Annotated in this window: 25 protein-coding genes, 1 tRNA gene and 1 pseudogene; 15 read left to right on the top strand and 12 right to left on the bottom strand. The window is 71.3% G+C overall.

The genetic code is table 11. The annotated features are described in order from the left end of the window. Positions 1 to 138: 138 nt before the first annotated feature. The gene (locus ABGB05_RS17680; protein ID WP_347654510.1) at positions 139 to 555 is read right to left on the bottom strand and encodes a hypothetical protein; all 417 of its coding nucleotides are present in this window, start codon (positions 553 to 555) and stop codon (positions 139 to 141) included. 394 nt (positions 556 to 949) lie between these two features. Further along, on the bottom strand, positions 950 to 1,207 hold the full coding sequence (locus tag ABGB05_RS17675; RefSeq protein WP_347654509.1) for a hypothetical protein: 258 nt from the start codon (positions 1,205 to 1,207) through the stop codon (positions 950 to 952). A gap of 180 nt (positions 1,208 to 1,387) precedes the next feature. On the opposite strand from ABGB05_RS17675, the gene ABGB05_RS17670 reads away from it, so the two are divergent. Beyond that, positions 1,388 to 2,164, top strand: a complete 777-nt coding sequence (locus tag ABGB05_RS17670) for a GntR family transcriptional regulator (RefSeq protein WP_347654508.1) — start codon at positions 1,388 to 1,390, stop codon at positions 2,162 to 2,164. 196 nt (positions 2,165 to 2,360) lie between these two features. Here ABGB05_RS17670 and ABGB05_RS17665 read toward each other — a convergent pair. Further along, positions 2,361 to 2,447 (bottom strand) — tRNA-Ser (locus ABGB05_RS17665). Positions 2,448 to 2,618: 171 nt separating this feature from the next. On the opposite strand from ABGB05_RS17665, the gene ABGB05_RS17660 reads away from it, so the two are divergent. After that, positions 2,619 to 3,596, top strand: coding sequence for an NAD(P)H-quinone oxidoreductase (locus ABGB05_RS17660; protein ID WP_347654507.1), 978 nt, complete (start codon positions 2,619 to 2,621; stop codon positions 3,594 to 3,596). Here ABGB05_RS17660 and soxR read toward each other — a convergent pair. Further along, positions 3,563 to 4,060, bottom strand: a complete 498-nt coding sequence (gene soxR, locus ABGB05_RS17655) for a redox-sensitive transcriptional activator SoxR (RefSeq protein ID WP_347654506.1) — start codon at positions 4,058 to 4,060, stop codon at positions 3,563 to 3,565. The two genes, ABGB05_RS17660 and soxR, sit on opposite strands and share 34 nt — an antisense overlap. 79 nt (positions 4,061 to 4,139) lie before the next feature. Between soxR and ABGB05_RS17650 the strand changes: the two genes are divergently transcribed. Together ABGB05_RS17650 and ABGB05_RS17645 are read left to right on the top strand one after the other, a co-directional pair. Next, entirely contained in the window at positions 4,140 to 4,838 is a 699-nt protein-coding gene (locus tag ABGB05_RS17650; RefSeq protein ID WP_347654505.1) for a transketolase, read from the top strand. A 1-nt stretch (position 4,839) separates the two neighbouring features. After that, the gene (locus tag ABGB05_RS17645; protein WP_347654504.1) at positions 4,840 to 5,739 is read left to right on the top strand and encodes a transketolase; all 900 of its coding nucleotides are present in this window, start codon (positions 4,840 to 4,842) and stop codon (positions 5,737 to 5,739) included. Between the two features lie 37 nt (positions 5,740 to 5,776). Here the strand turns inward: ABGB05_RS17645 and ABGB05_RS17640 are convergent, their stop codons facing one another. The 3 genes and pseudogenes from ABGB05_RS17640 to ABGB05_RS17630 form a co-directional block, all read right to left on the bottom strand. Continuing rightward, positions 5,777 to 6,481: a glycosyltransferase family 2 protein gene (locus ABGB05_RS17640; protein WP_347654503.1), complete on the bottom strand. Its 705-nt coding sequence runs from the start codon at positions 6,479 to 6,481 to the stop codon at positions 5,777 to 5,779. 441 nt (positions 6,482 to 6,922) lie between these two features. Then, positions 6,923 to 7,342, bottom strand: a pseudogene (locus ABGB05_RS17635) (hypothetical protein); the annotation flags it as partial. Positions 7,343 to 7,401: 59 nt separating this feature from the next. Further along, complete coding sequence (locus ABGB05_RS17630; protein ID WP_347654502.1) at positions 7,402 to 8,598, bottom strand: acetyl-CoA C-acyltransferase; 1,197 nt, start codon at positions 8,596 to 8,598, stop codon at positions 7,402 to 7,404. Between the two features lie 253 nt (positions 8,599 to 8,851). On the opposite strand from ABGB05_RS17630, the gene ABGB05_RS17625 reads away from it, so the two are divergent. After that, positions 8,852 to 9,265, top strand: a complete 414-nt coding sequence (locus ABGB05_RS17625; RefSeq protein WP_347654501.1) for a PH domain-containing protein — start codon at positions 8,852 to 8,854, stop codon at positions 9,263 to 9,265. Between the two features lie 68 nt (positions 9,266 to 9,333). On the opposite strand, the gene ABGB05_RS17620 is transcribed toward ABGB05_RS17625, so the two are convergent. Continuing rightward, positions 9,334 to 10,248 carry a rhomboid family intramembrane serine protease gene (locus ABGB05_RS17620; RefSeq protein ID WP_347654500.1) on the bottom strand — a complete coding sequence of 305 codons (915 nt, stop codon included), beginning with the start codon at positions 10,246 to 10,248 and terminating at the stop codon, positions 9,334 to 9,336. Positions 10,249 to 10,303: 55 nt separating this feature from the next. After that, complete coding sequence (locus ABGB05_RS17615; protein WP_347654499.1) at positions 10,304 to 10,834, bottom strand: peptidylprolyl isomerase; 531 nt, start codon at positions 10,832 to 10,834, stop codon at positions 10,304 to 10,306. A 497-nt stretch (positions 10,835 to 11,331) separates the two neighbouring features. Here ABGB05_RS17615 and ABGB05_RS17610 point away from each other — a divergent pair, with 497 nt between their 5' ends. Further along, complete coding sequence (locus tag ABGB05_RS17610) at positions 11,332 to 11,730, top strand: hypothetical protein (RefSeq protein WP_347654498.1); 399 nt, start codon at positions 11,332 to 11,334, stop codon at positions 11,728 to 11,730. Between the two features lie 193 nt (positions 11,731 to 11,923). On the opposite strand, the gene corA is transcribed toward ABGB05_RS17610, so the two are convergent. Together corA and ABGB05_RS17600 are read right to left on the bottom strand one after the other, a co-directional pair. After that, a complete protein-coding gene (gene corA, locus ABGB05_RS17605) occupies positions 11,924 to 13,075 on the bottom strand; it encodes a magnesium/cobalt transporter CorA (protein ID WP_347654497.1) in 1,152 nt (383 codons plus the stop codon). A gap of 408 nt (positions 13,076 to 13,483) precedes the next feature. Continuing rightward, a complete protein-coding gene (locus ABGB05_RS17600) occupies positions 13,484 to 14,578 on the bottom strand; it encodes a PLP-dependent aminotransferase family protein (protein ID WP_347654496.1) in 1,095 nt (364 codons plus the stop codon). Between the two features lie 171 nt (positions 14,579 to 14,749). Between ABGB05_RS17600 and ABGB05_RS17595 the strand changes: the two genes are divergently transcribed. From ABGB05_RS17595 to ABGB05_RS17575, 5 genes are all read left to right on the top strand, one after another. Next, entirely contained in the window at positions 14,750 to 15,205 is a 456-nt protein-coding gene (locus ABGB05_RS17595) for an NUDIX domain-containing protein (protein WP_347654495.1), read from the top strand. Positions 15,206 to 15,261: 56 nt separating this feature from the next. Next, positions 15,262 to 16,116 (top strand): hypothetical protein, encoded by an 855-nt coding sequence (locus ABGB05_RS17590; RefSeq protein ID WP_347654494.1) that lies wholly within the window; start codon positions 15,262 to 15,264, stop codon positions 16,114 to 16,116. A gap of 145 nt (positions 16,117 to 16,261) precedes the next feature. Next, complete coding sequence (locus tag ABGB05_RS17585) at positions 16,262 to 16,993, top strand: phosphocholine cytidylyltransferase family protein (RefSeq protein ID WP_347654493.1); 732 nt, start codon at positions 16,262 to 16,264, stop codon at positions 16,991 to 16,993. Next, positions 16,981 to 18,048 (top strand): iron-containing alcohol dehydrogenase family protein, encoded by a 1,068-nt coding sequence (locus ABGB05_RS17580; protein ID WP_347654492.1) that lies wholly within the window; start codon positions 16,981 to 16,983, stop codon positions 18,046 to 18,048. Before ABGB05_RS17585 ends, ABGB05_RS17580 begins: the two co-directional genes overlap by 13 nt. Next, positions 18,032 to 18,757, top strand: a complete 726-nt coding sequence (locus ABGB05_RS17575; RefSeq protein ID WP_347654594.1) for a CDP-alcohol phosphatidyltransferase family protein — start codon at positions 18,032 to 18,034, stop codon at positions 18,755 to 18,757. The genes ABGB05_RS17580 and ABGB05_RS17575 overlap by 17 nt, the downstream gene beginning before the upstream one ends. 33 nt (positions 18,758 to 18,790) lie before the next feature. On the opposite strand, the gene ABGB05_RS17570 is transcribed toward ABGB05_RS17575, so the two are convergent. After that, positions 18,791 to 19,981 carry a glycosyltransferase gene (locus tag ABGB05_RS17570; RefSeq protein ID WP_347654491.1) on the bottom strand — a complete coding sequence of 397 codons (1,191 nt, stop codon included), beginning with the start codon at positions 19,979 to 19,981 and terminating at the stop codon, positions 18,791 to 18,793. 89 nt (positions 19,982 to 20,070) lie between these two features. Between ABGB05_RS17570 and ABGB05_RS17565 the strand changes: the two genes are divergently transcribed. The 4 genes from ABGB05_RS17565 (at position 20,071) to ABGB05_RS17550 (ending at position 25,020) form a co-directional block, all read left to right on the top strand. Then, positions 20,071 to 20,943 carry a DNA-formamidopyrimidine glycosylase family protein gene (locus ABGB05_RS17565; RefSeq protein ID WP_347654490.1) on the top strand — a complete coding sequence of 291 codons (873 nt, stop codon included), beginning with the start codon at positions 20,071 to 20,073 and terminating at the stop codon, positions 20,941 to 20,943. Between the two features lie 384 nt (positions 20,944 to 21,327). Then, positions 21,328 to 22,839, top strand: a complete 1,512-nt coding sequence (locus ABGB05_RS17560; RefSeq protein ID WP_347654593.1) for a sugar transferase — start codon at positions 21,328 to 21,330, stop codon at positions 22,837 to 22,839. A gap of 74 nt (positions 22,840 to 22,913) precedes the next feature. Next, positions 22,914 to 24,131: a histidine kinase gene (locus tag ABGB05_RS17555; protein WP_347654489.1), complete on the top strand. Its 1,218-nt coding sequence runs from the start codon at positions 22,914 to 22,916 to the stop codon at positions 24,129 to 24,131. Positions 24,132 to 24,264: 133 nt separating this feature from the next. Next, positions 24,265 to 25,020: a LytTR family DNA-binding domain-containing protein gene (locus tag ABGB05_RS17550; RefSeq protein WP_347654488.1), complete on the top strand. Its 756-nt coding sequence runs from the start codon at positions 24,265 to 24,267 to the stop codon at positions 25,018 to 25,020. Positions 25,021 to 25,025 lie beyond the last annotated feature (5 nt).

The raw sequence follows: 25,025 nt of genomic DNA, 5'->3' as shown, positions 1-25,025 counted from the left end.
GGCCGGTCGGACCCCCACCAACCCAAACCGGCACCTACACAGAATCACCAGGCGATTACTTTGGGTAGGTTAGTAGATCGCACCGCATCCCCGTCAACCAGCCGTCCGACACTTCCCACGTGACGGATCGAGCCACCCTCATCCCGGGCCGGACCCGGACTCGCCGATGCCGGTGATCCGGCGTAACTCCTCGTCCGACGGCACCCGACTGGGCAGCACCGCCCGGAGCTGCGGCGGAGCCCAGCCCGGATCGTGTGTCTCCAGCCAGGACCCGGCGACGATGATCCGGCCGCAGTCCGGTTGGCCGCACGGCCGGCAGCCGTCGATGCCGCGCGGCCAGTGGGCGGTCATGACAAGCCGAGCCACCACCGTCACCATCGGCCGCAGCTGGGCTGGAAGCTGCCGGCCGGCCGTCACCACGACCCAGAGCGCCCACTCCTGGGTCGGACACCAGCCCGGACGACACTCCTGGCAACCTCGACCCTCCGCGTGGGCGGTGATGATCCGGTACGCGTCTTCGATGGCGAAGCGCGGGCGCCCCTCGGGCATCATCATCGCCGGGCCGCCTTAGTGAGAGCGTCGACCCGCACCATCAGGTGTAGCCACGACCCGTGTGCGGGCGTCGTGGTGTGGGAACACCGCGGCTGTTCATGACCGACGACCCAGACCCAGAGACCCGCCTCGTCAAGCCTGGTCACATTCCGATGGATCCGGGAGACGGACATGTCGACGTACGAGCCGATCGGGAGACTGGCGCAGTGGGACCGCTCGTCGGGGCGGAGCTTGAGAATGGTGCCGGATTCGACATCAGGGACCGTCAGGGTCGGCGTCACGATCGGCGGTGGGGTGGCTGCGGGGTCGCGATGACGACGGGCAGTCTCGCTGGTCAGCGCCCTGACGACGGCGGCGGTGGCGGACGCGGGTGGCAGCTCCGGCTGCGGGTCGACGTTCATCGACCCACCCGGTATTGGCGGCTCTGACCGTAGGTAAGCAGCGGCAGGCCGTTAATCATGGTCGGTCCCACCCAGCTCATCGTGAGCCGCCGGTCGCGCTCGTCGCGCTGCCGCCGAGCCAGGTCGATGACCCGCTGCCGGGCCAGCGCCGCCTCAGCCGCGTCGCGTTCGACGGCGACCCGCAGAACCTCGACGGCATGTCGTTTGAACGGCGCCGCCGCCCGACGCCGCCTCCACCATGTCCGGATACCCACCATCGCCTCCTCAGCCGCTGGATCGTGGGCGACCGGCCCGGAAGCGCCTACCCCTAGATCACCTACCGTGCCGGCCGCTTGGACGTTAAGCTACTCCCGTACAGACAGCCTGTCTAGACGGGTAAGCCGGGGCGAGGACAACCCATTGCGACGACGTTGATCGGGGGTACGGTGACCGACGTGCCTACCCCGCACGACCGGCCCCGCTACCGCCAGGTCGCAGACGAACTTCGCCGCAGGATCATGTCCGGCGCGATTCCGCCCGGCAGCATCCTGCCGTCCGAGTCAGCCCTCATCGAGGAGTTCGGCGTGGCACGCGGCACGGTGCGCGAGGCGATTGCGCTGCTCCGAACCGAAGGGCTGGCGGTCACCGAGATGGGGCGGGGCACCTACGCCCGGCCTGTGCTACCGGTACGCCGACTCGGCTCCGACCGGTATCGACGCGAGCTGGAGCAGGTCCGCAGCGGCGAGCTGGGCACCTCGTTCACGTCGGACCAGCAGATCGACTGGTCGGATTACCGGCTGGACAAGGAATTCCGCGAGGTCCCTGCCGATACGACAACCGCCGAGCTGTTCGGCATCGGACCGGGAACGCCGCTGCTGGAGCGGCGCTTCGTGTTCCGCGCCCAGGGCGTGCCGCAGCAGATGTCCACGTCGTCCTTGCTACTGGACATGGTTCGCGGCACGCCGGTGGCCGACCCGGACCGCGAGCCCTGGCCCGGTGGCAACACCGGTCAACTCCACAGCCTCGGCGTGGTCATCACCGGCATCCGGGAACGGGTTCGCGCACGGATGCCACTGAAAGACGAGATCGAGACCCTGAAGATCCCTGGTGGGGTGCCGGTCGTGACGATCACCCGCCAGACGTACGCCGGTGAGCGCGTTGTCGAGGTTGCCACCGACATCGTCATACCCGCTGACCGGGTCGAGCTGGACTACTGGATCGACGTAACCTGATGCGACACGTGTCGCAGGCGCGTCGAGAACTGGGGATCCGGTCGAGGAGGAGCCCGGGACCGCCGACAGGTGAACGACACGATTGGTGAGCCACACCAACCCCTGGCGAGACGAAGTAAGACCGACTTACCACCTACAGACACGCCCCCTGACCGGTGTTCGCGCTGGCCAAGAGGCGTTTTTGCGGGGCGGGAAGCGGAGGGCGTGGGATTCGAACCCACGAGGACGTTGCCGCCCTACCGGTTTTCAAGACCAGCGCCATCGGCCACTAGGCGAGCCCTCCTGGGCCACGGTCGCCGGCGATACGGCGGTCGCGGCCGTGCCTAGTCTGCCACGAGCGTCCACCTGACGCGCGTACCCGGTCTCCCGAAGTCCCGCCGGGCGGCTGCGAGCGCACCATCGTGATCGGCCCGGGGGGCGCGCGCCGAAACATGGATCGGGTAAGACTGTACGAATGAAGGCGATCACCATCCCCGAGCCCGGTGGACCCGACGCGCTCGTCTGGGCCGAGGTCCCCGATCCGACCCCGGGGCCGGGCGAGGTGGTGATCGACATCCGGGCCAGTGCGGTCAACCGGGCTGACCTGCTGCAACGGCAGGGGTTCTATCCGCCGCCGGCCGGCGCGTCGCCGTACCCGGGTCTGGAGTGCGCCGGGGTGGTCAGCGTGCTCGGGCCCGAGGTGACCGGCTGGGAGCTGGGCCAGCCGGTCTGTGCGCTGCTCAGCGGCGGCGGCTACGCGGAGCGGGTCGCGGTCCCCGCCGGGCAACTGCTGCCGGTGCCCGACGGTGTCGACCTGGCCGACTCGGCGGCCTTGCCAGAGGTCGCCTGCACGGTCTGGTCGAACGTCGTGCAGCTCGCCCGGCTCGGCATCGGCGAGACACTGCTGGTGCACGGCGGCGGCAGCGGCATCGGGACCTTCGCGATCCAGCTCGGCACCGCACTCGGCGCGACCGTGCTGGTCACCGCCCGGGCCAACAAGCACGAACGGCTGCGGGAGCTCGGCGCCGCGCTCGCGATCGACTACACGACCGAGGACTTCGTCGAGGCGGCGAAGCGGGCCACCGACGGCCGGGGCGCCGACGTGATCCTGGACATCATGGGCGGGTCGTACCTGGGACGGAACGTCACGGCGCTGGCCACCGGCGGCCGGATCGTGGTGATCGGGCTGCAGGGTGGCCGCAAGGGTGAGCTGAACCTCGCCGAACTGCTGGCCAAGCGGGGGTCGGTGGCTGCGACCGCACTGCGGTCCCGGCCGGCGGCGGAGAAGGCGGCGATCGTCCGGGGGGTGCGCGAGGAGGTCTGGCCGCTGATCGAGTCGGGTGCGATCCGGCCGATCGTCCACCACCGGCTGCCGATGAGCGAGGCCGCCGAGGCGCACCGGCTCGTCGACGCCAGCGATCACTTCGGCAAGGTGCTGCTCACCGTCGGCTGATCCGTCGACTGCTCCGCGACCGGCTGCCGGGGCAGCAGGCGGTGCGGGCCGGGACCGTTCGCCGCCAGCTGGTCGTCCGGGTTGTAGAGGGCGCAGCTACGCAGTGACAGGCAGCCGCAGCCGATGCAGCCACTCAGCCGGTCGCGGAGCCCGGTGAGCAGCGCGATCTGCGCGTCCAGCCGACTTCGCCAGAGCGTGGAGAGCCGCGCCCAGTCGGCCTTGGTCGGGGTACGTGACTCGGGCAGCGTCGCCAACGCCGTCCGGATCTCGTCCAGCGACACCCCGACCTGCTGGGCGATCCGGATGAACGACACCCGGCGGATCTCGGCCCGGTCGAACCGGCGCTGATTGCCGCTGGTCCGGCCGGCCCGGATCAGCCCCAGCCGCTCGTAGTAACGCAACGCCGACGTCGCCACCCCGGACCGCGCCGCCAGCTCTCCGATGGTCAGCGTCTCGTGCCGCACCCTCCGCCCCTCCCACATATCGAAATCCCTCGTCACAAGGTCTTGAGTTGAAGCGCACTTCAACTTGCAGGGTAGTGACATGACAACGCCGAGTTCCACCCCGACCCGGCCCGTGCTCGGGCCGCTGCTGCGCCGGCTCACCGGCGACGAGAAACACGCGCCGAGCGCGCACTCCACCCTCGACGTGCTGTGGGTGCTCTACGACCGGGTGCTCCGGATCAGCCCGGAAACGGTCGACGCCCTCGACCGGGACCGCTTCCTGCTCTCCAAGGGACACGGACCGGCCGCCTACTACGCCGTACTCGCCGCCAAGGGGTTCATCCCGGAACACTGGCTCGACGACCTGGCCGGCCCGGAGAGCCGGCTCGGCCACCACCCCGACCGGCTGCTGGTCCCCGGCGTCGAGATCGGCAGCGGTTCACTCGGCCACGGACTCGGACTGGCCGTCGGCACCGTACTCGGGCTGCGGGCCCAGGGCCTGACCGAACCCCGGGTGTACGTCCTGCTCGGCGACGCCGAACTCGACGAGGGAGCCAACCACGAGGCGATCGCCTACGCCGGCGCGACCGGACTCGACGCGCTGACCGCGATCGTGGTCGACAACCGCTCCGCCAGCCACGGCTGGCCCGGCGGGATCGCCAGCCGGTTCACCGTCAACGGCTGGACCGCCTCGACCGTCGACGGGCACGACCACGACGAGTTGGCGGAAGCCCTGACCACCCGACACCCCGGTCGGCCACACGTCGTCGTGGCCGCCGTCGCCCCCAAGGAGTACTGAGATGCGGGACGCGTTCGTACAGACCACCACCGACCTGCTGGAGAACGAACCGCGTACCGCCCTGGTGCTCGCCGACATCTCCGCCGACCGGTTCGTCGACGCCGCCCGGCGGCACCCGGACCGGGTGCTCAACGTCGGGATCCGCGAACAGTTGATGGTCGGGGTCGCCGGCGGGCTGGCGCTGACCGGGATGCGCCCGATCGTGCACTCGTACGCCACGTTCGCGATCGACCGGACGTACGAGCAGCTCAAGCTCGACCTCGACCACCAGGGGGTGGGGGCGGTCGTGGTCAGCGTCGGCGCCTCCTACGACGGAGCGGAGATGGGGCGCACCCACCTGTCCCCCGCCGACGTGGCGCTGGTCGACACGCTCACCGGCTGGACGGTGCACGTACCCGGGCATCCGGCCGAGGTACCCGCGCTGCTCCGCGCCGCGGCCCGGCATGACGAGCCGGTCTACCTGCGGCTCTCCACCCAGGTCAACGACCTGCCCCGACCGGGTGCCGGACGGTTGACCGTGGTGCACCGGGGCAGCCCGGTGGCACCGGTCGTGGTGGCGGTCGGCCCGATGCTGCATCCGCTGCTGGCGGCGATCGCCGGACTGGACGTCACCGTGGCGTACACCCACACCCCGCGTCCGTTCGACATCGCCGGCCTGCGGGAACTGCTGCCGACGCCGGACGCCTCGGTCGCCCCGGCGGTGGTCCTGGTCGAGCCGTACCTGGCCGGTACGTCGAGCGCGGTGCTCGGCGAGGGGCTGGCGGACGTACCGCACCGGCTGCTCGCCCTCGGCGTGGGCCGCACCGACCTGCGCCGGTACGGCACCGCGGCGGACCACGCCCGGTGGCACGGCCTGGACTCGGCCGGGCTGCGCCGTTCGATCAGCGCCTTTCTCGGCTGACCGGCTGGCCAACCACCCACGCGGCAGTTCGGGGCGCTCAGCGCCGTTCGGCCTGCTCCCGGCGGCGGGTACGTTCCCGGCCCAGGATCCAGAGCGCCTCGACGCCGTCCTTCCAGGTGATCTTCTTGCCCTCCTCGCGGCCCCGGGCCCGGTAGCTGATCGGCACCTCGTACGGCCGGATCCGGCGGCGGAGCAGCTTGCCGGTCACCTCGGCCTCCATCCCGAAGCCCCGGGAGCGGACGTCCAGCGAGCGGTAGAGCGCGATCGGCAGCAGTTTGAAGCAGGTCTCCAGGTCGCCGATGTAGGAGTTGAACAGCACGTTGGCGGCGGTGGTGACCGCCTTGTTGCCCATCACGTACCAGAAGCTGTAGGCGCTGTGGCTGCCGAACGTCCGATTTCCGTAGACCACCGTGGCCCGGCCGTCCAGCACCGGGGCAAGCAGCTTCGGGATGTCCTGCGGGTCGTACTCCAGGTCGGCGTCGAGGATGACCATGTACTCACCCTCGGCGTTGTCGACCGCGGTCTTGATCGCCGCGCCCTTGCCCGCGTTGCGCGGATGGGTGATCACCCGGAGCCGGGAGTCGTCTGCCCGGCCGAGAATCTCTCCGGTACCATCGCGGCTACCGTCGTCGACGACAACAAGTTCGATCTCGCACGGGTAGTCGACCGCGAGAGCCTGCTTGAGGGCGTCCGCGATGCGTTCTTCCTCGTTGTAGACCGGCATGAGGATCGAGAGCTTCACGGGAATCTCCACGGTGCGGACGACGAATCGGGCCCTAGCCTAGCCTGATCGGCAGCCTTCACAATGCCTGGTGCCGCGCACGAGCGCAGGTGAGGGTCCTTCCGACGATCGTCGCCGGCCACTGGCCGCCCCGCAATGCCCCTCCCACGACCTGGCAGTTCCGACCCGATCCGGGCTGATCCGCCGACGGGTCGGCGGGTCGACGGGCCGGTCTGTCAACGGGCGAGCGGGTCAACGGGCGAGCGCGGGACGGAACTTCGGTGCCCGGCCCGAGCCGGTCGACGGGCCACCCGTCGCGGGCCGCCGGGGCGGTACGGCCCGGACGCCCCGCCCAGCCGGCACGGCGGCCGGGGCCGCCGGCGTCGGAACCGGCAGCCCGGCTCCGGCGACCGGAACAGTGGCCGGAGCGGCGGAGGCAACCGGCCGTGGTGCCCGAGTTGTCATCTTCGCTCGGAAGACGTGATTGAACAGGGCGTCGAGTTGCCACAGCTGGCTGGGCCGGTCGGCCCGGATCAGAAACCGTTCCCGTACGCCGTCCACCGCGGTCGCGGCCAGTTCGAGCACCGACGTACGCGGGTCCGGGGTCCAGGCGGCGTTGCTGAGGTGCCGCAACTCGGTGTTGAGGTGCAGCCGCAGCCGCTGCAGCACCCGGCTCTGCTCGGTCACCACCAGCCGGCGGGCGGTCAGCAGCAGCAGATAGCTACAGGTCGGCTGCTCGGGGCGGATACATCGGGCCACCAGGACGGCGGCGTCCCCGGCCTGCACACAGCTGCGCAGGACCGGCAGGTGCCGACTCACGGTCGGGCTGGTCACCCCGGTCTCGGCGGCGGCCGGCAGGAACGTACGGACGAACACATCCATGCCCGTTTCAACGACACGCCGCCGGGGATGACGCGGCCAGGACATGGACGAGAATGATTTTATAGAAGTTCCACGATGGTGGCGTTCGCCATTCCGCCGCCCTCGCACATGGTCTGCAGGCCGTACCGGATGCCGTTGTCCCGCATGTGTTGCAGCATCGTGGTCATGATCCGGGCACCGGATCCGCCGAGCGGATGACCGAGGGCGATCGCGCCACCCCGGGGGTTGAGCCGGGCCGGATCCGCCTCCGTCTCGGCCAGCCAGGCCAGCGGCACCGGGGCGAACGCCTCGTTGACCTCGTACACCCCGATCTCCTCGATGCCGAGCCCGGCGCGGCGCAACGCCTTCGCGGTGGCCGGGATCGGTGCGGTGAGCATCAGCACCGGGTCGGCGGCGGCGACCACGGCGGTGTGGATCCGGGCCAGCGGCCGGAGGCCGTGCCGCCGGGCCCAGTCGGAGCTGGTCACCGCGAGCGCGGCGGCGCCGTCGGAGATCTGCGAGGCGGAGCCGGCGGTGACCACACCGTCGGCCCGGAACGGGGTGGGCAGCTCGGCGAGCCGTTCCAGGGTGGTGTCCCGGCGGATGCCCTCGTCCGCGACGACCTTGGCCCCGTCCGGCACCTCGACCGGGACGATCTCCGGCTCGAACGCACCGGCGTCCTGGGCGGTGGCCGCCTTTTCGTGGCTTGCCAGCGCGAACTCGTCGAGCTGACGCCGGTTCAGTCCCCACTGGCGGGCGATCAGCTCGGCGCCGACCCCCTGGCTGAACGGCACCGGCTCGTCGGCGGCGAAGCCCTCCCGGTCCCGGTAGCGGTTGCGCACCTGGTCGCCGTAGGGCAGCCCGGTCGGCGTCGGACCGGCGGCCGGGGACGCCACGCTGCTGCCCATCGGCACCCGGGTCATCGACTCCACCCCGCCGGCGACCACCAGGTCCGCCTGGCCGGCCAGCACCGCCGCGGCGGCGAAGTGCAGCGCCTGCTGGCTGGAGCCGCACTGCCGGTCGAGCGTGGTGCCGGGCACCGACTCCGGCCAGCCCGCCGCGAGTACGGCGTTACGTCCGACGTTCCAGGCCTGCTCGCCGACCTGGGAGACGCAGCCCCAGATCACGTCGTCCACGTCGCCCGGGTCGAGCCCGGTCCGTTCGGCGAGGGCGCGCAGCACCTGCGCCGACAGGTCGACCGGATGTGCTCCGGCCAGCGCTCCCCGGCGCCGCCCGACCGGGGTCCGTACCGCACCGACGATGACCGCGTCCGCCATGTCTACTCCCCAGTAACTTGTCTGCTCCGATCGTACCGTGAACAGCGGCCGATCCCACCGGCCATGTTCCTGGCATCCTGGATCCGTGCCTGCCGACCGCTACGACGAGCCGATCGACCGCACCGGGCAGCCGGACCCGGACCACCCCGGGCAGCCGCGCCCATCGGCCGGCCCATCGGCCGGCGCACCGTCCGGCCCATCGTCCGGTTCGGAGGGTGCAGCACCGCGGTGGCGGGTCCAGCCGGTGCTGCCGATGGTCAAGATCGGCGCTGCGGTGCTGCTCGTCGCGCTCGGCGCGCTGCTCGCCGCCAACGACAACGACCCGGTACAACTCGGCATCGCGGTGGTGGCCGCCGCCGGCCTGCTGGTCTGGGGAGTACGGGACCTGGTCGCGCCGGTCCGGCTCACCGCCGACCCCGCCGGCATCACGGTGATCAGCGGGTACGCCGGTCAACGGCACCTGCCGTGGACGGCGGTCGAACGGATCCGGGTCGACACCCGGCCCCGGCTCGGACTGCGTACCGAGACGTTGGAGGTCGACGCCGGCGACTCGCTGCACCTGTTCAGCCGGTACGACCTCGGCACCGCGCCGACCGAGGTCGCCGAGACGCTCCGCCGAGTCCAGGCGACCCACTCGACCGGTGTCACCGGCGAGCCGCCCCGCTGACCAGCCGGCGGAGCCTGCCCTTCCCGCCGCGTCGCCGGCGCCGGCGGCCCTGGCAGACCGGGCGCTGGTCAGCCGACCAGCGCGGCGGTCTGGATCAGGGTCAGTCCGGCCAGCACCAACCCGATCAGCACCCCACCACCGGCCTGGAACAGGGTGCGACGGCCCCGTGGGGCGTAGGCCAGCACCAGAGCCATCGCCGCCCCGGTCACCAGACCACCCAGGTGCCCGGCGATCGAGATGCCCGGTACGGCGAACGTGATGACCAGGTTGACCACCAGGACCGGAATCACCGACGAGGTGTCCCGACCCAGCCGGCGCATGATCACGAAGAGCGCGGCGAAGAGACCGAAGATCGCCGTCGAGGCGCCGGCGGTCTCCCTCATCGGATTGGTGAACAGGTACGCCGCCACGTTGCCACCGAACCCGGCGACCAGATAGAGCGCCAGGAACCGCAGCGGGCCGAGGGTGGCCTCCAGCGTCCGACCGAGCATCCAGAGCGCCCACATGTTCAGCGCCAGGTGCACGATGCCGTAGTGCAGGAACATCGCCGTAATGAGCCGGTAGTAGTCCCCGGCCGCGATCCCGTCCTGCGGCCCGAACGGGCCGAACGGGGCCCACAGGCCGAGCACCGCCCCCCAGTTGGTGAGCGGGGTCGACCCGCCGAGCAGACCCCCGAGCCCGCCCCCGGCGATCGACTCGCCGGATCGGGCCGACAGGATCGAGAGCAGCATGACCGCGACGTTGATCCCGATCAGCACCTTGGTGACGTAGCCCTGGCGACCGGCGGCACCGCCCCCGAAGGCGGTACGCACCGGCCGCTGGCTACGACGGCCCTCGGCCACACACTCCGGGCACTGGTGCCCGACCGAGGCCTCCCGCATGCAGTCCGGGCAGATCGGCCGCTCACACCGGGTACACCGGACGTACGTCTCCCGACCCGGATGGCGGTAGCAGACCGGCGTGGTCGGCGGCGACTCGCTCATGCCGTCACTGAGCTTGCTGATTCGGCCATGGACGCAAAGGTACCCGGGATCGACGTCAGGCGCCCTGACGCTGGATCTCGACGCGCTCGATGACCACGTCCTGGACCGGACGGTCCATCGCGCCGGTCGGCACCTTCGAGATCGCCTCGACGACCTTCGCGGACTCCTCGTCGGCGACCTGGCCGAAGATGGTGTGCCGGTTGTTCAGGTGCGGGGTCGGCGCGACGGTGATGAAGAACTGCGAGCCGTTGGTGCCGGGTCCGGCGTTCGCCATCGCCAGCAGGTACGGGCGGTCGAACCGCAGGTCCGGGTGGAACTCGTCGGCGAAGTTGTAACCCGGGCCACCCGTACCGGTGCCGGTCGGGTCACCCATCTGGATCATGAACCCGCTGATGATCCGGTGCGAGATGGTGCCGTCGTAGTACGGCCCGCTGCCCGGCTGCCGGGTACGCGGGTCGGTGTACGGCCGGGTGCCCTCAGCCAGTTCGACGAAGTTGCTGACGGTCTTCGGCGCGTGGTTCGGGAAGAGTTCCAGCCGGATCGCGCCGGCGTTGGTGTGCAGGGTCGCGTAGACGGCCTCGGCCACGAATACTCCTTGTTCGATGTGTTCGCCGGTCCGACCGGGCCGGCCGGACCGGACCTCCCCGCCGGCGCCCAGGTCCGCCGCCGACGTACGGGTGGTGGTTCCATGCGGATCCTCCCATGTGCCCGTTCTGCAGGTGCGGGCGCATCCGAGGGTGCAGGATGACGGAGGAACAACACCCAAGGAGGTGGGGACCGGTGTTCGGATTCGGGGGGCGCACTTCCCACAGGCAGCTCGTCAGGGACGAGCTGGGCGAGAGTCTTGATCATCTGGCGCGGGCGGCCAACCACGCCGCGTCAGGGGTCGGGGCGGCGGTAGGGCCGCGGGCGTATGCCGCCCGGGACTACCTCTCGCCGACGGCGACCAGGGTACGGCGGACCGCGTCGGACGGTTGGGAATCGGCGATGACCAGGGTGGCGCCGTTGGCCGTGGCCGCCGCCGCAGGCGCCCGTCAGGCCGGCTCGGTCGCCCTCGAGGCGAGGTCGAAGAGAGTGAAAGCGATGCGGAAGAAGAATTCGATGCTGCGCCGACGCTGGCCGATGCTGACCGGTTTGCTGGTCGCGGGGGCGGTCGCCGGGGCGATGGGCGCGGTGGCGATGCGCCGGCGGGAGCAGCAGCAACCCTGGGACGAGTACGACCCGGCGGCGGCGTTGGACACCGTACGCGGGGACGCCGCGACGATCATGGGCAGTTCGGCGGGCGGCGCGGTCCGTGAACCGGGCTCGCCGAAGTCGTCGCCAATGGAGAAGATGACGGACCGCGTCGGCGCGGTCACGGAGAAGATCAGCGCTGGTGCGGCGGTGACCGACGGCGCCAAGAAGGCCGGGGCCAGGGGCGAGCAGAAGTCGGACGACCTGCTCGGCACCGGCGGCGCGGCGTCCCGCAACCGCAGCAGTTGAGCGCGGGACCCGCGGCCCGGCCGGCGCCGGGCGGACGAGACGACCACGGCGTGGGGTGACGGCTCCGTTCCCCACGCCGTGGCGTTCCGGCACCGAAGCCAGCCGCAGAACCGACACCCACGGCGCCAGGTTGAGAGAGCCGGAGCCAGCGGCAGCGCCGGCGGCTACGGTGCCAGGCCGGCAGAGCCGGTGGTCAGAGCCAGCGGTTGCGCCGGAACCAGCGGTAGAGGCCGATCGAGATCGCCAGCATCAGGGTGAACACGACCGGATAGCCGTACTTCCACTTGGTCTCCGGCATGAACTCGAAGTTCATCCCGTAGATCCCGGCGATGGCGGTCCAGACCGCGGCGATGGCGGCCCAGGCGGCGATCTTGCGCATGTCGTTGTTCTGGTCGACCGTCACCTGGGCCAGCCGCGCCTGCAGGATCGAGTTCAGCAGGTCGTCGTAGGAGGCGACCTGCTCGACGGTTCGGGTCAGATGGTCCTGCACGTCCCGGAAGTACTTCCGGATCTCCTTCGGCACCTCGCGGTTCAACTGTCCGGTCAGCGTCATCAGCGGACGCTGCAACGGCACGACGGCACGCTTGAACTCGACCAGTTCCCGCTTCATCTGGTAGATCCGCTGGATCCGGCCGTGGGCCTGCCGGGCGAAGACCTCGCTCTCCAGCACGTCCAGGTCGTCACCGACCCGGTCGGTCACCTCGAGGTAGATGTCCACCACCCGGTCCATCACCGCGTACGCCACCGCCCACGGGCCCTGCCGGAGGATCTCCTGCCGGGATTCGAGGTCGGAGCGGACCGCGGCGAGCCGGCAGGCGTCACCGTGCCGGACGCTGATCACGAAATCCGGCCCGATGAAGAGCATCACCTGACCGGTCTCGATCACGTCGGTGTTCTCGGTCAGCTCATCGTGCCGGACATACCGGACGGTACGCAGCACCAGGAAGCTGACCTCACCGAACTGTTCGAGTTTGGGGCGCTGCTCGGCCTTGACCGCGTCCTCGACCGCCAGTTCGTGCAGCCCGTACGTCTCGGCGATGCCGGCCATCTCGGTCAGGCTCGGCTCGTGCAGCCCCACCCAGACGAAGGCGTCGGACTGCTGTCGGGCGGCTTCCAGCGCCTCGGCGTGGTGCCACTGCCCGGCCTGGCGTACCCCGTCGACGTAGAGGGCGCAGTCGACCACGCCGCCGTGTCCGCTCCGGGTCTGGGCCACCGGGGTCCGCTGCTGGGCCACCTCGGTGTTGAGCATCCGACTGACCGCCCGGACCGGGGCGGTCCAGGCACGGGATCTCGACCGGCCACGTCCGTTGGTTGGCGCCTGATCGTGATCAATCCGATCCGACATGATCAACACCCCCCTCCGCCGCAGTTCAGTGCGCGTTGCAGCGTACGCCGCCGAAGCGACCGGACCGAAACCTCGCGGGGTCGGCGCCGGGTGGACCGTCCACGTCGGGGGGTGAGGTGCGGACGGCCCACCCGGCGCCTCTGGGGGGCGGGGGTATTGTCTCCGACGCCACTCCCGCCCGGTCGATCCGCTGACCGCCGATCCGGGGCACACCCGTCGACGCCAGCTCTCGACCTTGACGCGAGTAGCGCTCGCAGCATTGTGGGCCGCTTACCCGTCCGTAGGGAACCCCGGAACGTCAGCTGGGCACTTTTGTCGACTATCCGACAGAAGTGCCCAGCTGTGTCATTCATCCGCTATGAGCTGGTCGCCAGCCAGTGGCCGGGAGCCGCCTACCCGCGACCCGCCCTAGCCACGTACCGCCCGGACCGCGTCGGCGAGCCGGCGCACACCCTCGTCGATCTGCTCCGGCGTCACCGCCGAGTACGCCAACCGCAGCGAGTGCTCCCCACCCTCGGGCAGGAAGTCACCACCCTTCACCACGGTCACGCCCCGCTCGGTCGCCGCCGGCACCAGCTCGTCCGCGTGCACGTCCTCCGGCAGCTCGATCCAGAGGAAGTAGCCGCCGTTCGGTTCGGTGAACCGGACATCCGGAATCTCCCGTCGCAGCGCGCCGGCCAACGCCGTCGCCCGCTCGCCGAGCGCCGCGCTGACCTTGCGGATCGACCGGTCGACGTCCCCGGAGACGCAGAACTGGTACACGATCGCCTGCGCCACCATCCCCGGCGAGATGTAGAGGTTCGTCGCCTGCTTCGCGATGTCGGCGATCAGGCCCGCCGGCCCGACCAGGTAGCCGACCCGTACCCCGGGGCAGATCGTCTTGGTGAAGCTGGAGGCGTGCACCACGTTGTCCCCGTCGTCCAGGGTCAACATCGACGGCAGCGGCTCACCCCGGAACCGGACGTCGGCGTACGGGTCGTCCTCGAAGATCGTGAAGTTGTACTCGGCGGCCAGCTCGATCAGCGCCCGCCGCTTCTCCAGCGACAGGGTCACCCCGGCCGGGTTCTGGAAGTTCGGGATGATGTGCGCCAACTTCGGCCGCAGCCCCGAACCCAGCAGGTTCGCCAGCTCCCCGGTGTCGACGCCGTCCGGCTCGATGGTGACCGCGTGCACCTTGCTCCCCATCCGCTGCAGGTTCAGCAGCGTCCGGTCGTACGTCGGCCGCTCCACCACCACCGCGTCACCCGGCGAGACGAGGTGCTGGAAGAGAAACGCGTCGGCCTGCAGCGAGCCGTTGGTGACCAGCACCTGGTCGACGTCAACCCCGTGCTTCTCCGCGATCCACTTGCGCAACGGTGGGTATCCGACGGAGGTGCCGTACCCGGTGATGCCGGCCGGGTCGGCGTCGAAGGCCCGTCCGGCGGCCGCCTTCAGCCCGTCGATGTCGACAATGTCCAGCGACGGCGCACCACGGGCGAACGAGATCAGCTGCTCGACAGTCATGACTACCCAGCGTACGGGCGCCTTCCGCGTCAGGGGCGCAGGCATGGCAATGTCCGAATCCTGAGCAGCCGACCCCCGGCGACACCGGCGGACCGGACCGGCCGACCGGCGGCGACCGGCCGGTAACCGCCGACCCGGCGCGCCCCCGGAGACGGGAACTAATCTCGACGGGTGCCCACCGAGTCCGAACCCCTGCGCTGCGCCGGAGCACTCGTCGTCGACGACGACGGCCGGATCTTCTTCCAGCGGCGGTCCCCCCACCGGAAACTCTTCCCCAACACCTGGGACATCGTCGGCGGCCACCTCGAAGCGGGCGAGACCGTCGAGGAGGCGCTGTTCCGCGAGGTGACCGAGGAGACCGGCTGGCACGTCTCCCTGGTGCTCGGCCTGGTCGGCGAATACACCTACACCGGCACCGACGGTATCGACCGGATCGAGACCGACTTCCTGGTCCGGGTCGACGGTGATCTGTCCCGGCCCCGACTCGAACCCGGCAAGCACACCGAGTTCCGGTGGCTCACCGAGGCCGAGATCGGGGTCCTCGACGAGCACCGGCAGCCCGGCGACGGGGTGATCCGGCAGATCGCCGAGGACGGCTTCCGCGCCCTACGGCTCATCGGCCTGTGAACCCGTACCCCGTGCCCGAATGGGCGGTGGGTCCGCACACCGCGACGGACCTCCCGGTGCCGGCACCGGAGCGCGTGCCGCTCGCCCCGCACCAGGCGGCCGGGCTGGTCTGGCCGGCCGTCGACCGGGTCTTCCGGGCCGCGATGGCCGCCGCCGGCAGCCGCGGCGGCCCCGAACTGCGGCAGCGCTACGGCGGCCCGTCCGCGATCGGCTTCCTGGTCGACTTCCGGACCCGGCTGGCCGCCCCCGGCGGAACCGTCAGCGGCCGGCAGCTGGCCGCCCTGACCCGCTACGCCGACCCCGCCGAATGCCAGCGCCAGCTGGACAAACAGGTCGCCCACGGGATGATCCACCGACAGGACGACGGCGGGATCTGCGCCACCGAACGCGGCCGCGCGTTCCTGACCGAGCTGTACCAGCTGCACGCCCGGGTCACCGAGGAGATCTGGTCCGGGCACACCGAACGGGTGCAGCGGCTGGCCGGGGTCGTCGGTCGACTGCTCACCGCCGCCCTCAACGGACCGGACCACGGAGATGCCGCCCTCAACGGACCGGACCACGGAGATGCCGCCCTCGACAGACCGGACCGCGAAAACGGCGCCCTCGACGGACCGGACCGCGAAAACGGCGCCTTCGGGGCGATGGCACCGCCGTACGAGCCGGACGGCACCCCGCCCGGGGTGCTGCTGCTCAACCGGCTCGGCACGCTGCGCTACCACCGGGCCGACGCGCACGCCGCCGCCTGGCAGGCGGCCGGACACACCGCCCGGAGCATCGTGGCGCTCGCCCCGGGGGCGGAACGGCTCGCCATCGAGTGGGAAACCGACCGGCGGGCGGCCGGCCCGTACGCCGTACTCACCCCGCCGGAGCGGCTGCGACTCCTCGCCGACCTGGCCACACTGCCCGGCTGAGCACATCCCGCCCGACCGGGACATCCGGCACCGGCATCGACATTCGTACCAACCCGGGTTGTCCTCGCGTTTGCCGGGAATTCGCTCTCCCGTCACACGGCGCTATCCTCCCTGCGGTGGCGGCTGTCGTGAGGAGGATCGACGAATGATCGGTTTGGTGCTCGCCGCGGGCGCCGGGCGGAGACTGCGCCCGTACACGGACAGCCTTCCGAAGGCACTCGTCCCGGTCGACGGCGAGACGACGATCCTCGACATTGCGCTGCGCAACCTCGCCGAGGTCGGGTTGACCGACGTCACCGTGGTGGTCGGCTACGCCGCCGAGGCGGTCCGGGCCCGGCAGACCGCGCTGCAGGACCGGTACGGGGTCAAACTCACCCTGGTGCACAACGACCGGGCCGAGGAGTGGAACAACGCGTACTCGCTCTGGCTGGCCCGGGACCACTTCGCCCAGGGCGCCCTGCTGGTCAACGGGGACACCGTGCACCCGGTCAGCGTGGAACGGACCCTGCTCGCCCAGCGTGGCCCCGGCATCCTGCTCGCGGTCGACACGCTGAAGAAGCTGGCCGACGAGGAGATGAAGACCGTCTTCGACTCCGCCGGCCAGCTCACCCGGATCACCAAGGAGATGGACCCGGCGCAGGCGTACGGGGAGTACATCGGCGCCACCCTGATCGAACCGCAGGTCGCCGCCGACCTCGCCGACGCGCTGGAGACGACCTGGCGGCGCGACCCGAACCTCTACTACGAGGACGGCTACCAGGAGTACGCCGACTCCGGTGGCGAGGTGCGGGCGGCGCCGATCGGCGACGTCTCCTGGGTCGAGGTCGACAACCACGACGACCTCGCCCGGGCCCGGGAGATCGCATGCCGCTACTAGCCCGTACCGTCAACACCCCGCTGGCCATCGACGTACGCCGGGGGGCGGTCGCCGACCTCGGGCCGCTGCTGGCCGACCGGCGGATCTCCGCCGGTGGCGAGGTGGCCGTGGTGGTCGGCCCCGGGCAGGGCGAACGGATCGCCGAGCTGTGCCGGCCGGGGTTGGGCCGGGCCGACGTCTTCACCGTGACCGGCGGCACCCTCGACGCGGCGCTGGAACTCGGCGAGCGGCTGCGCCGCCGCAACTACGACGCGGTGGTCGGGATCGGCGGCGGCAAGACCATCGACACCGCCAAGTACGCCGCCTCCCGGTACGCCCTGCCGATGGTGAGCGTGGCGACCAGCCTGGCCAACGACGGGATCGCCTCCCCGGTCGCCTCCCTGGACCACGAGGGCGGCAAGGGCTCGTACGGGGTGCAGATCCCGATCGCCGTCGTGGTCGACCTCGACTTCGTGGAGAACGGCCCGGACCGGCAGACCCAGGCCGGGATCGGGGACGCGATCAGCAACCTGAACGCGGTCGCGGACTGGGAACTCGCCCACCGGGTACGCGCCGAGCCGATCGACGGCCTGGCCGTCACGCTGGCCCGGACCGGGGCGGAGGCACTGGTCAACCACCCCGGCAAAATCACCGACGACAGTTTCCTGACCGCGCTCGCCGAGGCGCTGATCCTGGGCGGACTGGCGATGTCGGTGAGCGGGTCGAGCCGGCCGGCCAGCGGCGGCTGCCACGAGATCTCGCACGCCATCGACGAGCTGTACCCGGGCACCGGCTCGCACGGCGAGCAGGTCGGGCTCGGCGCGCTCTTCTGCACGTACCTCCGGGGTGACCTCGAACGGTTCGCCCAGCTGGCCTCCTGCCTGCACCGGCACGGGCTGGCCACCACCCCCGCCGACCTGGGGCTGACCGACGACAACTTCGTCGCGGCGGTGCACCACGCACCCTGTACCCGCCCCGGTCGGTACACGATCCTTGAACACCTCGACCTCCCCCGGGACGTGATTGGTGAACGGCTGGCAAACTACGTCGATGCAATCCGTGAACAGCTCGGCTGAGCCCGCGTTGACCCCCGCGCCGACCGCCGCCGACTTCTACCGGGTCAACCGGGGTGGCGGGCTGTTCAGCGAGGCGCTCAGCCAGCGGATCGGCGCCGGCCTGTCGGTGGCCGCGCACCGACTGGGGCTGCCGCCGACCGCGCTCACCATCGCCAACCTGCTGCTCGGGCTGGCGGTCTCGGCGACCGTGGTGGCCCTGGCCGACCGGGTCGCCGCCGGGTCCGTACCGGCCTGGGTGGTCGGGCTGGTCGCGCTGGTCGGCTGGCAGTTGGCGTACGCCCTGGACTGCGCGGACGGGCAACTGGCCCGGGTCACCGGCAAGGGCAGCGCGGCGGGCGCCCGGGTCGACGTGCTCTGCGACGTGGCGGCGCAGATCGCTCTGGTCACCGCCCTGTCGGCGACCGCGCTGGCGCAGCGCCCGTCGACCCCGATCTGGTTGATCGCGGCCTTCGCCGGCACCTGGATGGTCAACCTGGTGACCTCGGTGATGCAGGCCGGTCCGAACGCGGCCAGCATGGTCACCTCGACCTCGCTGCCGGTCCGGCTGGCCAAGCTGGTCCGGGACTACGGGGCGGTGATCTTCGTGGCCGGGCTGGTGCTGACCCTCGTACCGTCCTGGACGATCTGGCTGATCACCGTCTTCACCCTCGTCAACGGCGGCTTCCTGCTGGCCAGCATCACCTTCTCCGCCCGCGCCTCGCTGCGCTGAGCCGGGCTCGCCTCACATACTGGTGTATGCGCCTCACATCTTGGCGTAGATGTCGAGGAGCTGGCCGGTGACCACGTCCGGGTGGAAGGTGCGCTGGTAGCGGGCCCGGGCGTGCGGGGCGACGGTGGCGGCGGCGGCCCGGACGGTGGGCAGTGCGGCGGCGAGCGCGGCCGGGTCCGGTGGCACGAGCCAGCCGGCCTCACCGGTGGTCAGTCCGGCCCCGGTCGTGGCGGCGGGCTCGTCGGCGCCGACCAGGTACGGGATGCCGCCGAGCGCGGTGCCGAGCACCGGGCGACCGGCGGCCAGCGCCTCGATCACCACCGTCGGCAGGACGTCGTGCCAGGTCGGCACGGTCAGCACCACGGCGGCGGACCGCAGCGCGGCGGCCACCCCGGCCCGGTCCAGCGGGCCGAGGAACTCGACGTCGGCGCGCTGCGCGGCGGCCTCCTCGACCAGCGGGCGCAGTTCACCGTCGCCAGCGATACGCAGCGGCCCGAGCGCGCCGTCCGGGTGCCGGCGCCAGGCGTCCAGCAGCAGCCCGACGCCCTTCTCCGGGGAGAGCCGGCCGAAGAAGAGGAAACCGTCGCCGAGCGGTGATGGTGCCCCGGGGTCCGGGATGCCGTTCGGCTTGACCACGATCCGGTCCTCCGGGATGCCGTAGTCCCGGAGGTGGTTGGCGATGCCGGAGGTCAGCGCGATGTAGCGGTCCATCGAGCGCCAGGTCGGCCGGTGTATGGCGAGGGTGGTCGCCATCAGTGCGCTCTGGGCCCGGGACCCCCGGTAGCAGCGGTGCACGATCGCCGGCACGCCCAGCGCCCGGCCCCGGCAGTCCTGGCAGATCCGGCCGTCCCGGAAGTAGAGCCCGGAGGAGCAGACCTGCCGGTAGTTGTGCACGGTCTGCACCACCGGAACCCGGTGTTTGTGCGCGGTCCGGACCACCCAGGGCGAGAGCAGCGGGTACGGGTTGTGCAGGTGCAGCACGTCCGGGCGGTGCTCGGTGATCAGCCGGCTCAGGTCCTGCTGGGCCCGGGGCGAGTAGATCGGCGAGAGCGGCAGCAGCGCCTTGTCGGCGGTGGAGAACCGGGCGATCTCGTCGGAGGAGCGCAGGAAGGGGAACACCTCCACCCCGGCCGCGCGGAGCTGGCCGATCTCCTGGTCGACGATGGTGTTCTCGCCGGACGGCTGTGCCTCCCGGTACCGGTTGTGCGCAACGATCACCCGCACGCCGATTCGCCCCTTATCCGCGGTCTGGCCGCACCTGTTGCGGGCGCGTGAGGGTCGCGTCCGCGGGATTGAACGCTACCTTTTATCTCGTGCCTGAGTTACCGGAGGTGGAGGCCCTCGCCGGCTACCTGCGCGAGCGGGCGGTCGGGCGTCGGGTCGACCGGATCGAGGTCGCCGCGATCAGCGCCCTGAAGACGTACGACCCGTCGCCGTCGGCCGTGGCGGGGCGGACCGTCGTGGACGCCGGCCGGCACGGCAAGTTCCTCGACGTACGACTCGACGACGATGCGGGGGACGAGTTGCACCTGGTGGTGCACCTGTCCCGGGCGGGCTGGCTGCACTACCGGGAGTCGTTCAACTCCGGGGTGCCGCTGAAGCCGGGCAAGGGCCCGATCGCGCTGCGGGTACGCCTCGACGACGGGTCCGGTTTCGACCTGACCGAGGCCGGTACGCAGAAACGGCTGGCCGCGTACCTGGTAACCGATCCGCAGGCGGTGCCCGGGGTGGGGCGGCTCGGCCCGGACGTGCTCGCGGTCGACCTGCCGACCTTCGCCGCGCGGCTGCGGGGTCGCCGGGGGCAGCTGAAGGGGGTGCTGACCGACCAGGAGGTGCTGGCCGGGGTCGGCAACGCGTACTCGGACGAGATCCTGCACGCGGCGAAGCTGTCGCCGTTCGCGCTGACCAACCGGCTCACCGACGACCAGTTGGCGGTGTTGTACGGCGCGACCCGGGAGGTGCTCACCGACGCGGTGACCCGGTCGCTGGGACAGCGGGCGGCGGAACTGAAGGGCGAGAAGCGGGCCGGGCTGCGGGTGCACAACCGGACCGGGCTGCCCTGTCCGGTCTGTGGCGACACCATCCGTGAGGTGTCGTTCGCCGACTCCAGCCTGCAGTACTGCCCGACCTGCCAGACCGGCGGCAAGCCGCTGGCCGACCGACGGCTGTCCCGACTCGTCCGCTGACCGTCGCGTCGCCACCGGAGGGCGACACCTGGCCGCTGCGCGATTCTGCTTGTACGTTGAGTAGTCCCGGGCCGCAACCGGGGTCAAAAACGCCCAGCTGGCAATGAACCGGCCACCTCCGGGCTCTACCGTCACGCCTGTCCATCGGTATAGTGGCCCGGTCTGCGACTCCGCTTTCGAGGCGGTCGGCTCTCGTTGCTGGCGGAGCGGGCGGCGTACTGTCCCTCGGGTCGGCGTCCCCGTGGGGCCTGCATGGGAGAGACTGTGACGGTGGGCGACCCGAGCCCTTATGGCGAATGGGCGGCACGTGTCATGCGGGAGGACGTGGCTGAGGTGACGACAAGCCTCCAGCGCCCGATAGGCGGCACGGGCCAGCCCGGCGCGCTGCGGCATGTCGACAGCTTCGAGATCCAGCCGCCGACCGCGCCGCAGCCCAACGGTGTGCCACGCTCCGCGTGGGCCCGGGCCCGACGCCGGGTGTCCCGCTGGCACCGCCCCTACGTCGCGGTGCTGCTGCTGCTCGACTTCGGGGCGGCGGTGCTGGCCAGCTGGATCGCGATCCAGTGGTTCGACCAGGCGGCGTCCGGCTTCCGCGACGCGGACAAGGACCCCACCTGGTTCCACACCGTCTCCTACCTGCTGCTTCCGCTGGGCTGGCTGGTCATCCTCTGGGCCAACGGCGCGTACGACCGGCGTTATCTCGGGCTCGGCACCGACGAGTTCAAACGGGTGACCCGGGCTGCGGTGGCGGTCGCGGCGAGTGTCTCCTTCCTCGCCTTCGCCACCAAGACCGACCTGTCCCGGTACACGGTCGGCACCGCGCTGCTCGGCACGCTGCTGCTGATCCTGCTCGCCCGCTACCTGGCCCGGATCGTGCTGCACACGGTCCGCCGGCACGGCGGCACCGCCACCCAGCGGATGGTGCTGATCGGCACCCTGCCGGAGGCGTTGGAGGTCTACACCGCGGTCAGCCGCAGCCCGTCCGCCGGGCTCGTCCCGGTGGCGATCCACCTGACCGACGGCTACGCGGCGGCCCGGGGCATCCAGACCCCGATCCCGGTGTACGCCGGCCGGGACATCCTGTCGCTGGTCCGCGAGGTCGGCGCCGACACGATCGCGGTCTGCGGTTCGGCCAGCACCGAGCCGGGTGAGCTGCGCCGGATCGCCTGGCAGCTGGAGGGTTCCGGCGTCGACCTGATCGTGGCGCCGCAGTTGACCGACATCGCCGGTCCCCGGGTGCACATCCGGCCGATCGAGGGTCTGCCGCTGCTGCACGTCGAGGAGCCGACGCTCTCCGGTCCGGCGCTGCTGGCCAAGAACCTGCTGGACCGGTGCGCGGCCGGGTTCGGGCTGCTGCTGCTCCTGCCGCTGTTCGTCGCGATCGCGCTGGCGATCCGGATCTCCGACCCCGGACCGGTCTTCTTCCGGCAGCCCCGGGTCGGGCACGAGGGCCGGACGTTCCGGGTCTGGAAGTTCCGGACCATGTACGTCGACGCGGAGCAGCGGCTCGCCAGTCTGGTCGACCAGAACGAGACCGACGGCATGCTGTTCAAGATCAAGAATGATCCCCGGGTCTTCCCGGCCGGCCGCTTTCTCCGGGCCAGTTCACTGGACGAGCTGCCGCAGTTGATCAACGTGCTCTGGGGCGAGATGTCCCTGGTCGGCCCCAGGCCGCTGCCCGCCGACGACGGTGACTTCCTCGGCGACGTACGACGCCGACTGCTGGTCCGTCCCGGGATCACCGGCCTCTGGCAGGTCTCCGGACGCTCCGACCTCTCCTGGGACGAGGCGGTCCGGCTCGACCTCTACTACGTCGACAACTGGTCGCTGGCGTACGACCTCAGCATCCTCTGGCGCACCATCGGGGTCGTACTGGCCCGCAAGGGCGCGTACTGATCCGACCGGCCGCCCGTGGGCGGTCGGCGGATCCGGGGGTTGGCGAACCGGGTCGGAACGGTCAGGATCTCTGCGTGGGGCCGAACCTGTCCACGGCGGTCGCCGTGGTCGCGATGATCAGCGCGCTGGGCGCCGCGCTCTTCGCCGTCGTCCGACTGCTCGCCCGGCGGGGCATCGCCACCGCCACCCAGCGCGCCACCTACGAGGTCCTGCACACCGCCGGTTTGGCCGCCGAGCCGCTGCGGACCGGGCTGACTCCGGCCAGCGCCGCGAAGGCGGTACGCCACCTGCGTACCCTGGTCGGCTCCGCCGGGTTGGCGCTGGCCGACCACGACCGGATCCTGGCGCTCGACGGCCGGGGTGGACACCACGGCGACCAGCTGCGGGCCGCCGCGGCACAGACGATCAACACCGGCCGTTCGTCGGTACTCGGTGAGGCCGAGCTGCGCTGCGACCGGGTCGACTGCCCGGTCCGGGGCGCGGTGCTGGCGCCGCTGGCCGGCCCCGACGGCCGGGCCGCCGGGGCGATGGTCGCGATCGTCGACGACCAGCCGGCACCCGGCCTGGTCCAGGCCGCGCTGGAGACCGCACACTGGGCCGGCACCCAGCTCGCCCTCGCCGAACTGGACTCGTCCCGGGAACGGCTGGCCCGGGCCGAGGTACGCGCACTGCGCGCCCAGATCAGCCCGCACTTCATCTACAACGCGCTGACCGCGATCGGCTCGTTCGTCCGGACCGACCCGGAACGGGCGCGGGAGCTGATCCTGGAGTTCGCCGAGTTCACCCGCTACTCGTTCCGGGCGCACGGCGAGTTCACCACGCTCGCCGAGGAGTTGCGGTCGATCGACCGCTACCTGACCATCGAACGGGCCCGGTTCGGCGACCGGCTGCAGGTACGGCTGCAGATCGCCCCCGAGGTGCTGCCGGTCAGCCTGCCGTTCCTCTGTCTGCAGCCGCTGGTCGAGAACGCCGTCCGGCACGGGCTGTCCCGCAAGCCGGGGGTGGGGATGCTCAGCATCGAGGCGCGGGACGCCGGGGCGGAGTGCCACATCATGGTCGAGGACGACGGGGTCGGGATGGATCCGGCGGTGCTCGCCGCCGGGGTCGCCGAGGCCGCCGCCGACACCGGCGACGACTCCGGCCAGCACGTCGGGCTCTCCAACGTGGACGAACGGCTCCGGTCGGTCTTCGGTGACCAGTTCGGGTTGGTCGTGGAGACCGGCCTCGGATCCGGTACCAAGGTGAGCATGCGGGTGCCGAAGTTCCACCGCCACGTCCGGGCGAGCGCGTGACCGAGGAGGGCGCAGGCACCCTGAGCGCGAGGAGTGAGCGAAGCGAGCCCCGCAGTCGCGAACGAGAGGTAGAGACCCTGAGCGCGAGGAGTGAGCGAAGCGAGCCCCGCAGTCGCGAACGAGAGGTTTATACATGACCGGTTTCCTGCGGGTGCTGGCGGTGGACGACGAACCGCCGGCCCTCGACGAGTTGGCGTACCACCTGCGGGCCGATCCACGTGTCTCCCGGCTGCACACCGCCTCCGACGCCACCGAGGCGTTGCGCCTGCTCCGGGACGCCGACGTCGACGTGGTCTTCCTCGACATCCGGATGCCCGGACTCGACGGCATGGAACTGGCCCGGGTACTGCGCCGGTTCGCCCGGCCGCCGGCGATCGTCTTCGTCACCGCGTACGACGACGGGGCGGTCGACGCCTTCGACCTGGGCGCCACCGACTACGTACGCAAACCGGTGCGGGCCGAACGGTTGGCCGAGTCGCTGCGTCGGGTGGTCGGTGCCCGGGTGGTGCCGACCCATCCGGCGGCGTTGGCCCGCTCCGAGCCGGATCCCACGATCCCGGTGGAGCTGGCCGGCACCACCCGGATGCTGCCCCGCTCGGCGGTGCGCTGGGTGGAGGCGCAGGGTGACTACGCCCGCCTGCACACCGCCGACGGCTCCCACCTGGTCCGGGTGCCGCTGGCCACCCTCGCCGAACGGTGGGCGGACGCCGGGTTCGTCCGGATCCACCGGTCGTACCTGGTCCAGCTTCGACTCATCGCCGAACTGCGGCTGACCAACTCCGGCTACGTCGTGGTGATCGACGAGACCGAACTGCCGGTCAGCCGACGGCACACCCGGGAGCTGAAGGACAAGCTGGTCCGAGCCGCCAAGCAGGACTGGAACCGCTGAGCGGG

Source organism: Plantactinospora sp. B5E13 (genome assembly GCF_039871775.1).
Lineage (GTDB): Bacteria > Actinomycetota > Actinomycetes > Mycobacteriales > Micromonosporaceae > Plantactinospora.
This window is presented reverse-complemented; position numbering and strand designations above follow the sequence as displayed.

What these genes read in the sequence shown, in the direction of transcription:
- ABGB05_RS17680 (WP_347654510.1), bottom strand. Translation starts at nt 555, where the DNA reads ATGATGATGCCCGAGGGGCGCCCGCGCTTCGCCATCGAAGACGCGTAC.
- ABGB05_RS17600 (WP_347654496.1), bottom strand. Translation starts at nt 14,578, where the DNA reads ATGACTGTCGAGCAGCTGATCTCGTTCGCCCGTGGTGCGCCGTCGCTG.
- ABGB05_RS17550 (WP_347654488.1), top strand. Translation starts at nt 24,265, where the DNA reads ATGACCGGTTTCCTGCGGGTGCTGGCGGTGGACGACGAACCGCCGGCC.
- ABGB05_RS17645 (WP_347654504.1), top strand. Translation starts at nt 4,840, where the DNA reads ATGCGGGACGCGTTCGTACAGACCACCACCGACCTGCTGGAGAACGAA.
- ABGB05_RS17650 (WP_347654505.1), top strand. Translation starts at nt 4,140, where the DNA reads ATGACAACGCCGAGTTCCACCCCGACCCGGCCCGTGCTCGGGCCGCTG.
- ABGB05_RS17610 (WP_347654498.1), top strand. Translation starts at nt 11,332, where the DNA reads ATGCGGAAGAAGAATTCGATGCTGCGCCGACGCTGGCCGATGCTGACC.
- ABGB05_RS17660 (WP_347654507.1), top strand. Translation starts at nt 2,619, where the DNA reads ATGAAGGCGATCACCATCCCCGAGCCCGGTGGACCCGACGCGCTCGTC.
- corA (WP_347654497.1), bottom strand. Translation starts at nt 13,075, where the DNA reads ATGTCGGATCGGATTGATCACGATCAGGCGCCAACCAACGGACGTGGC.
- ABGB05_RS17620 (WP_347654500.1), bottom strand. Translation starts at nt 10,248, where the DNA reads ATGAGCGAGTCGCCGCCGACCACGCCGGTCTGCTACCGCCATCCGGGT.
- ABGB05_RS17625 (WP_347654501.1), top strand. Translation starts at nt 8,852, where the DNA reads ATGGTCAAGATCGGCGCTGCGGTGCTGCTCGTCGCGCTCGGCGCGCTG.
- ABGB05_RS17585 (WP_347654493.1), top strand. Translation starts at nt 16,262, where the DNA reads ATGATCGGTTTGGTGCTCGCCGCGGGCGCCGGGCGGAGACTGCGCCCG.
- ABGB05_RS17580 (WP_347654492.1), top strand. Translation starts at nt 16,981, where the DNA reads ATGCCGCTACTAGCCCGTACCGTCAACACCCCGCTGGCCATCGACGTA.
- ABGB05_RS17630 (WP_347654502.1), bottom strand. Translation starts at nt 8,598, where the DNA reads ATGGCGGACGCGGTCATCGTCGGTGCGGTACGGACCCCGGTCGGGCGG.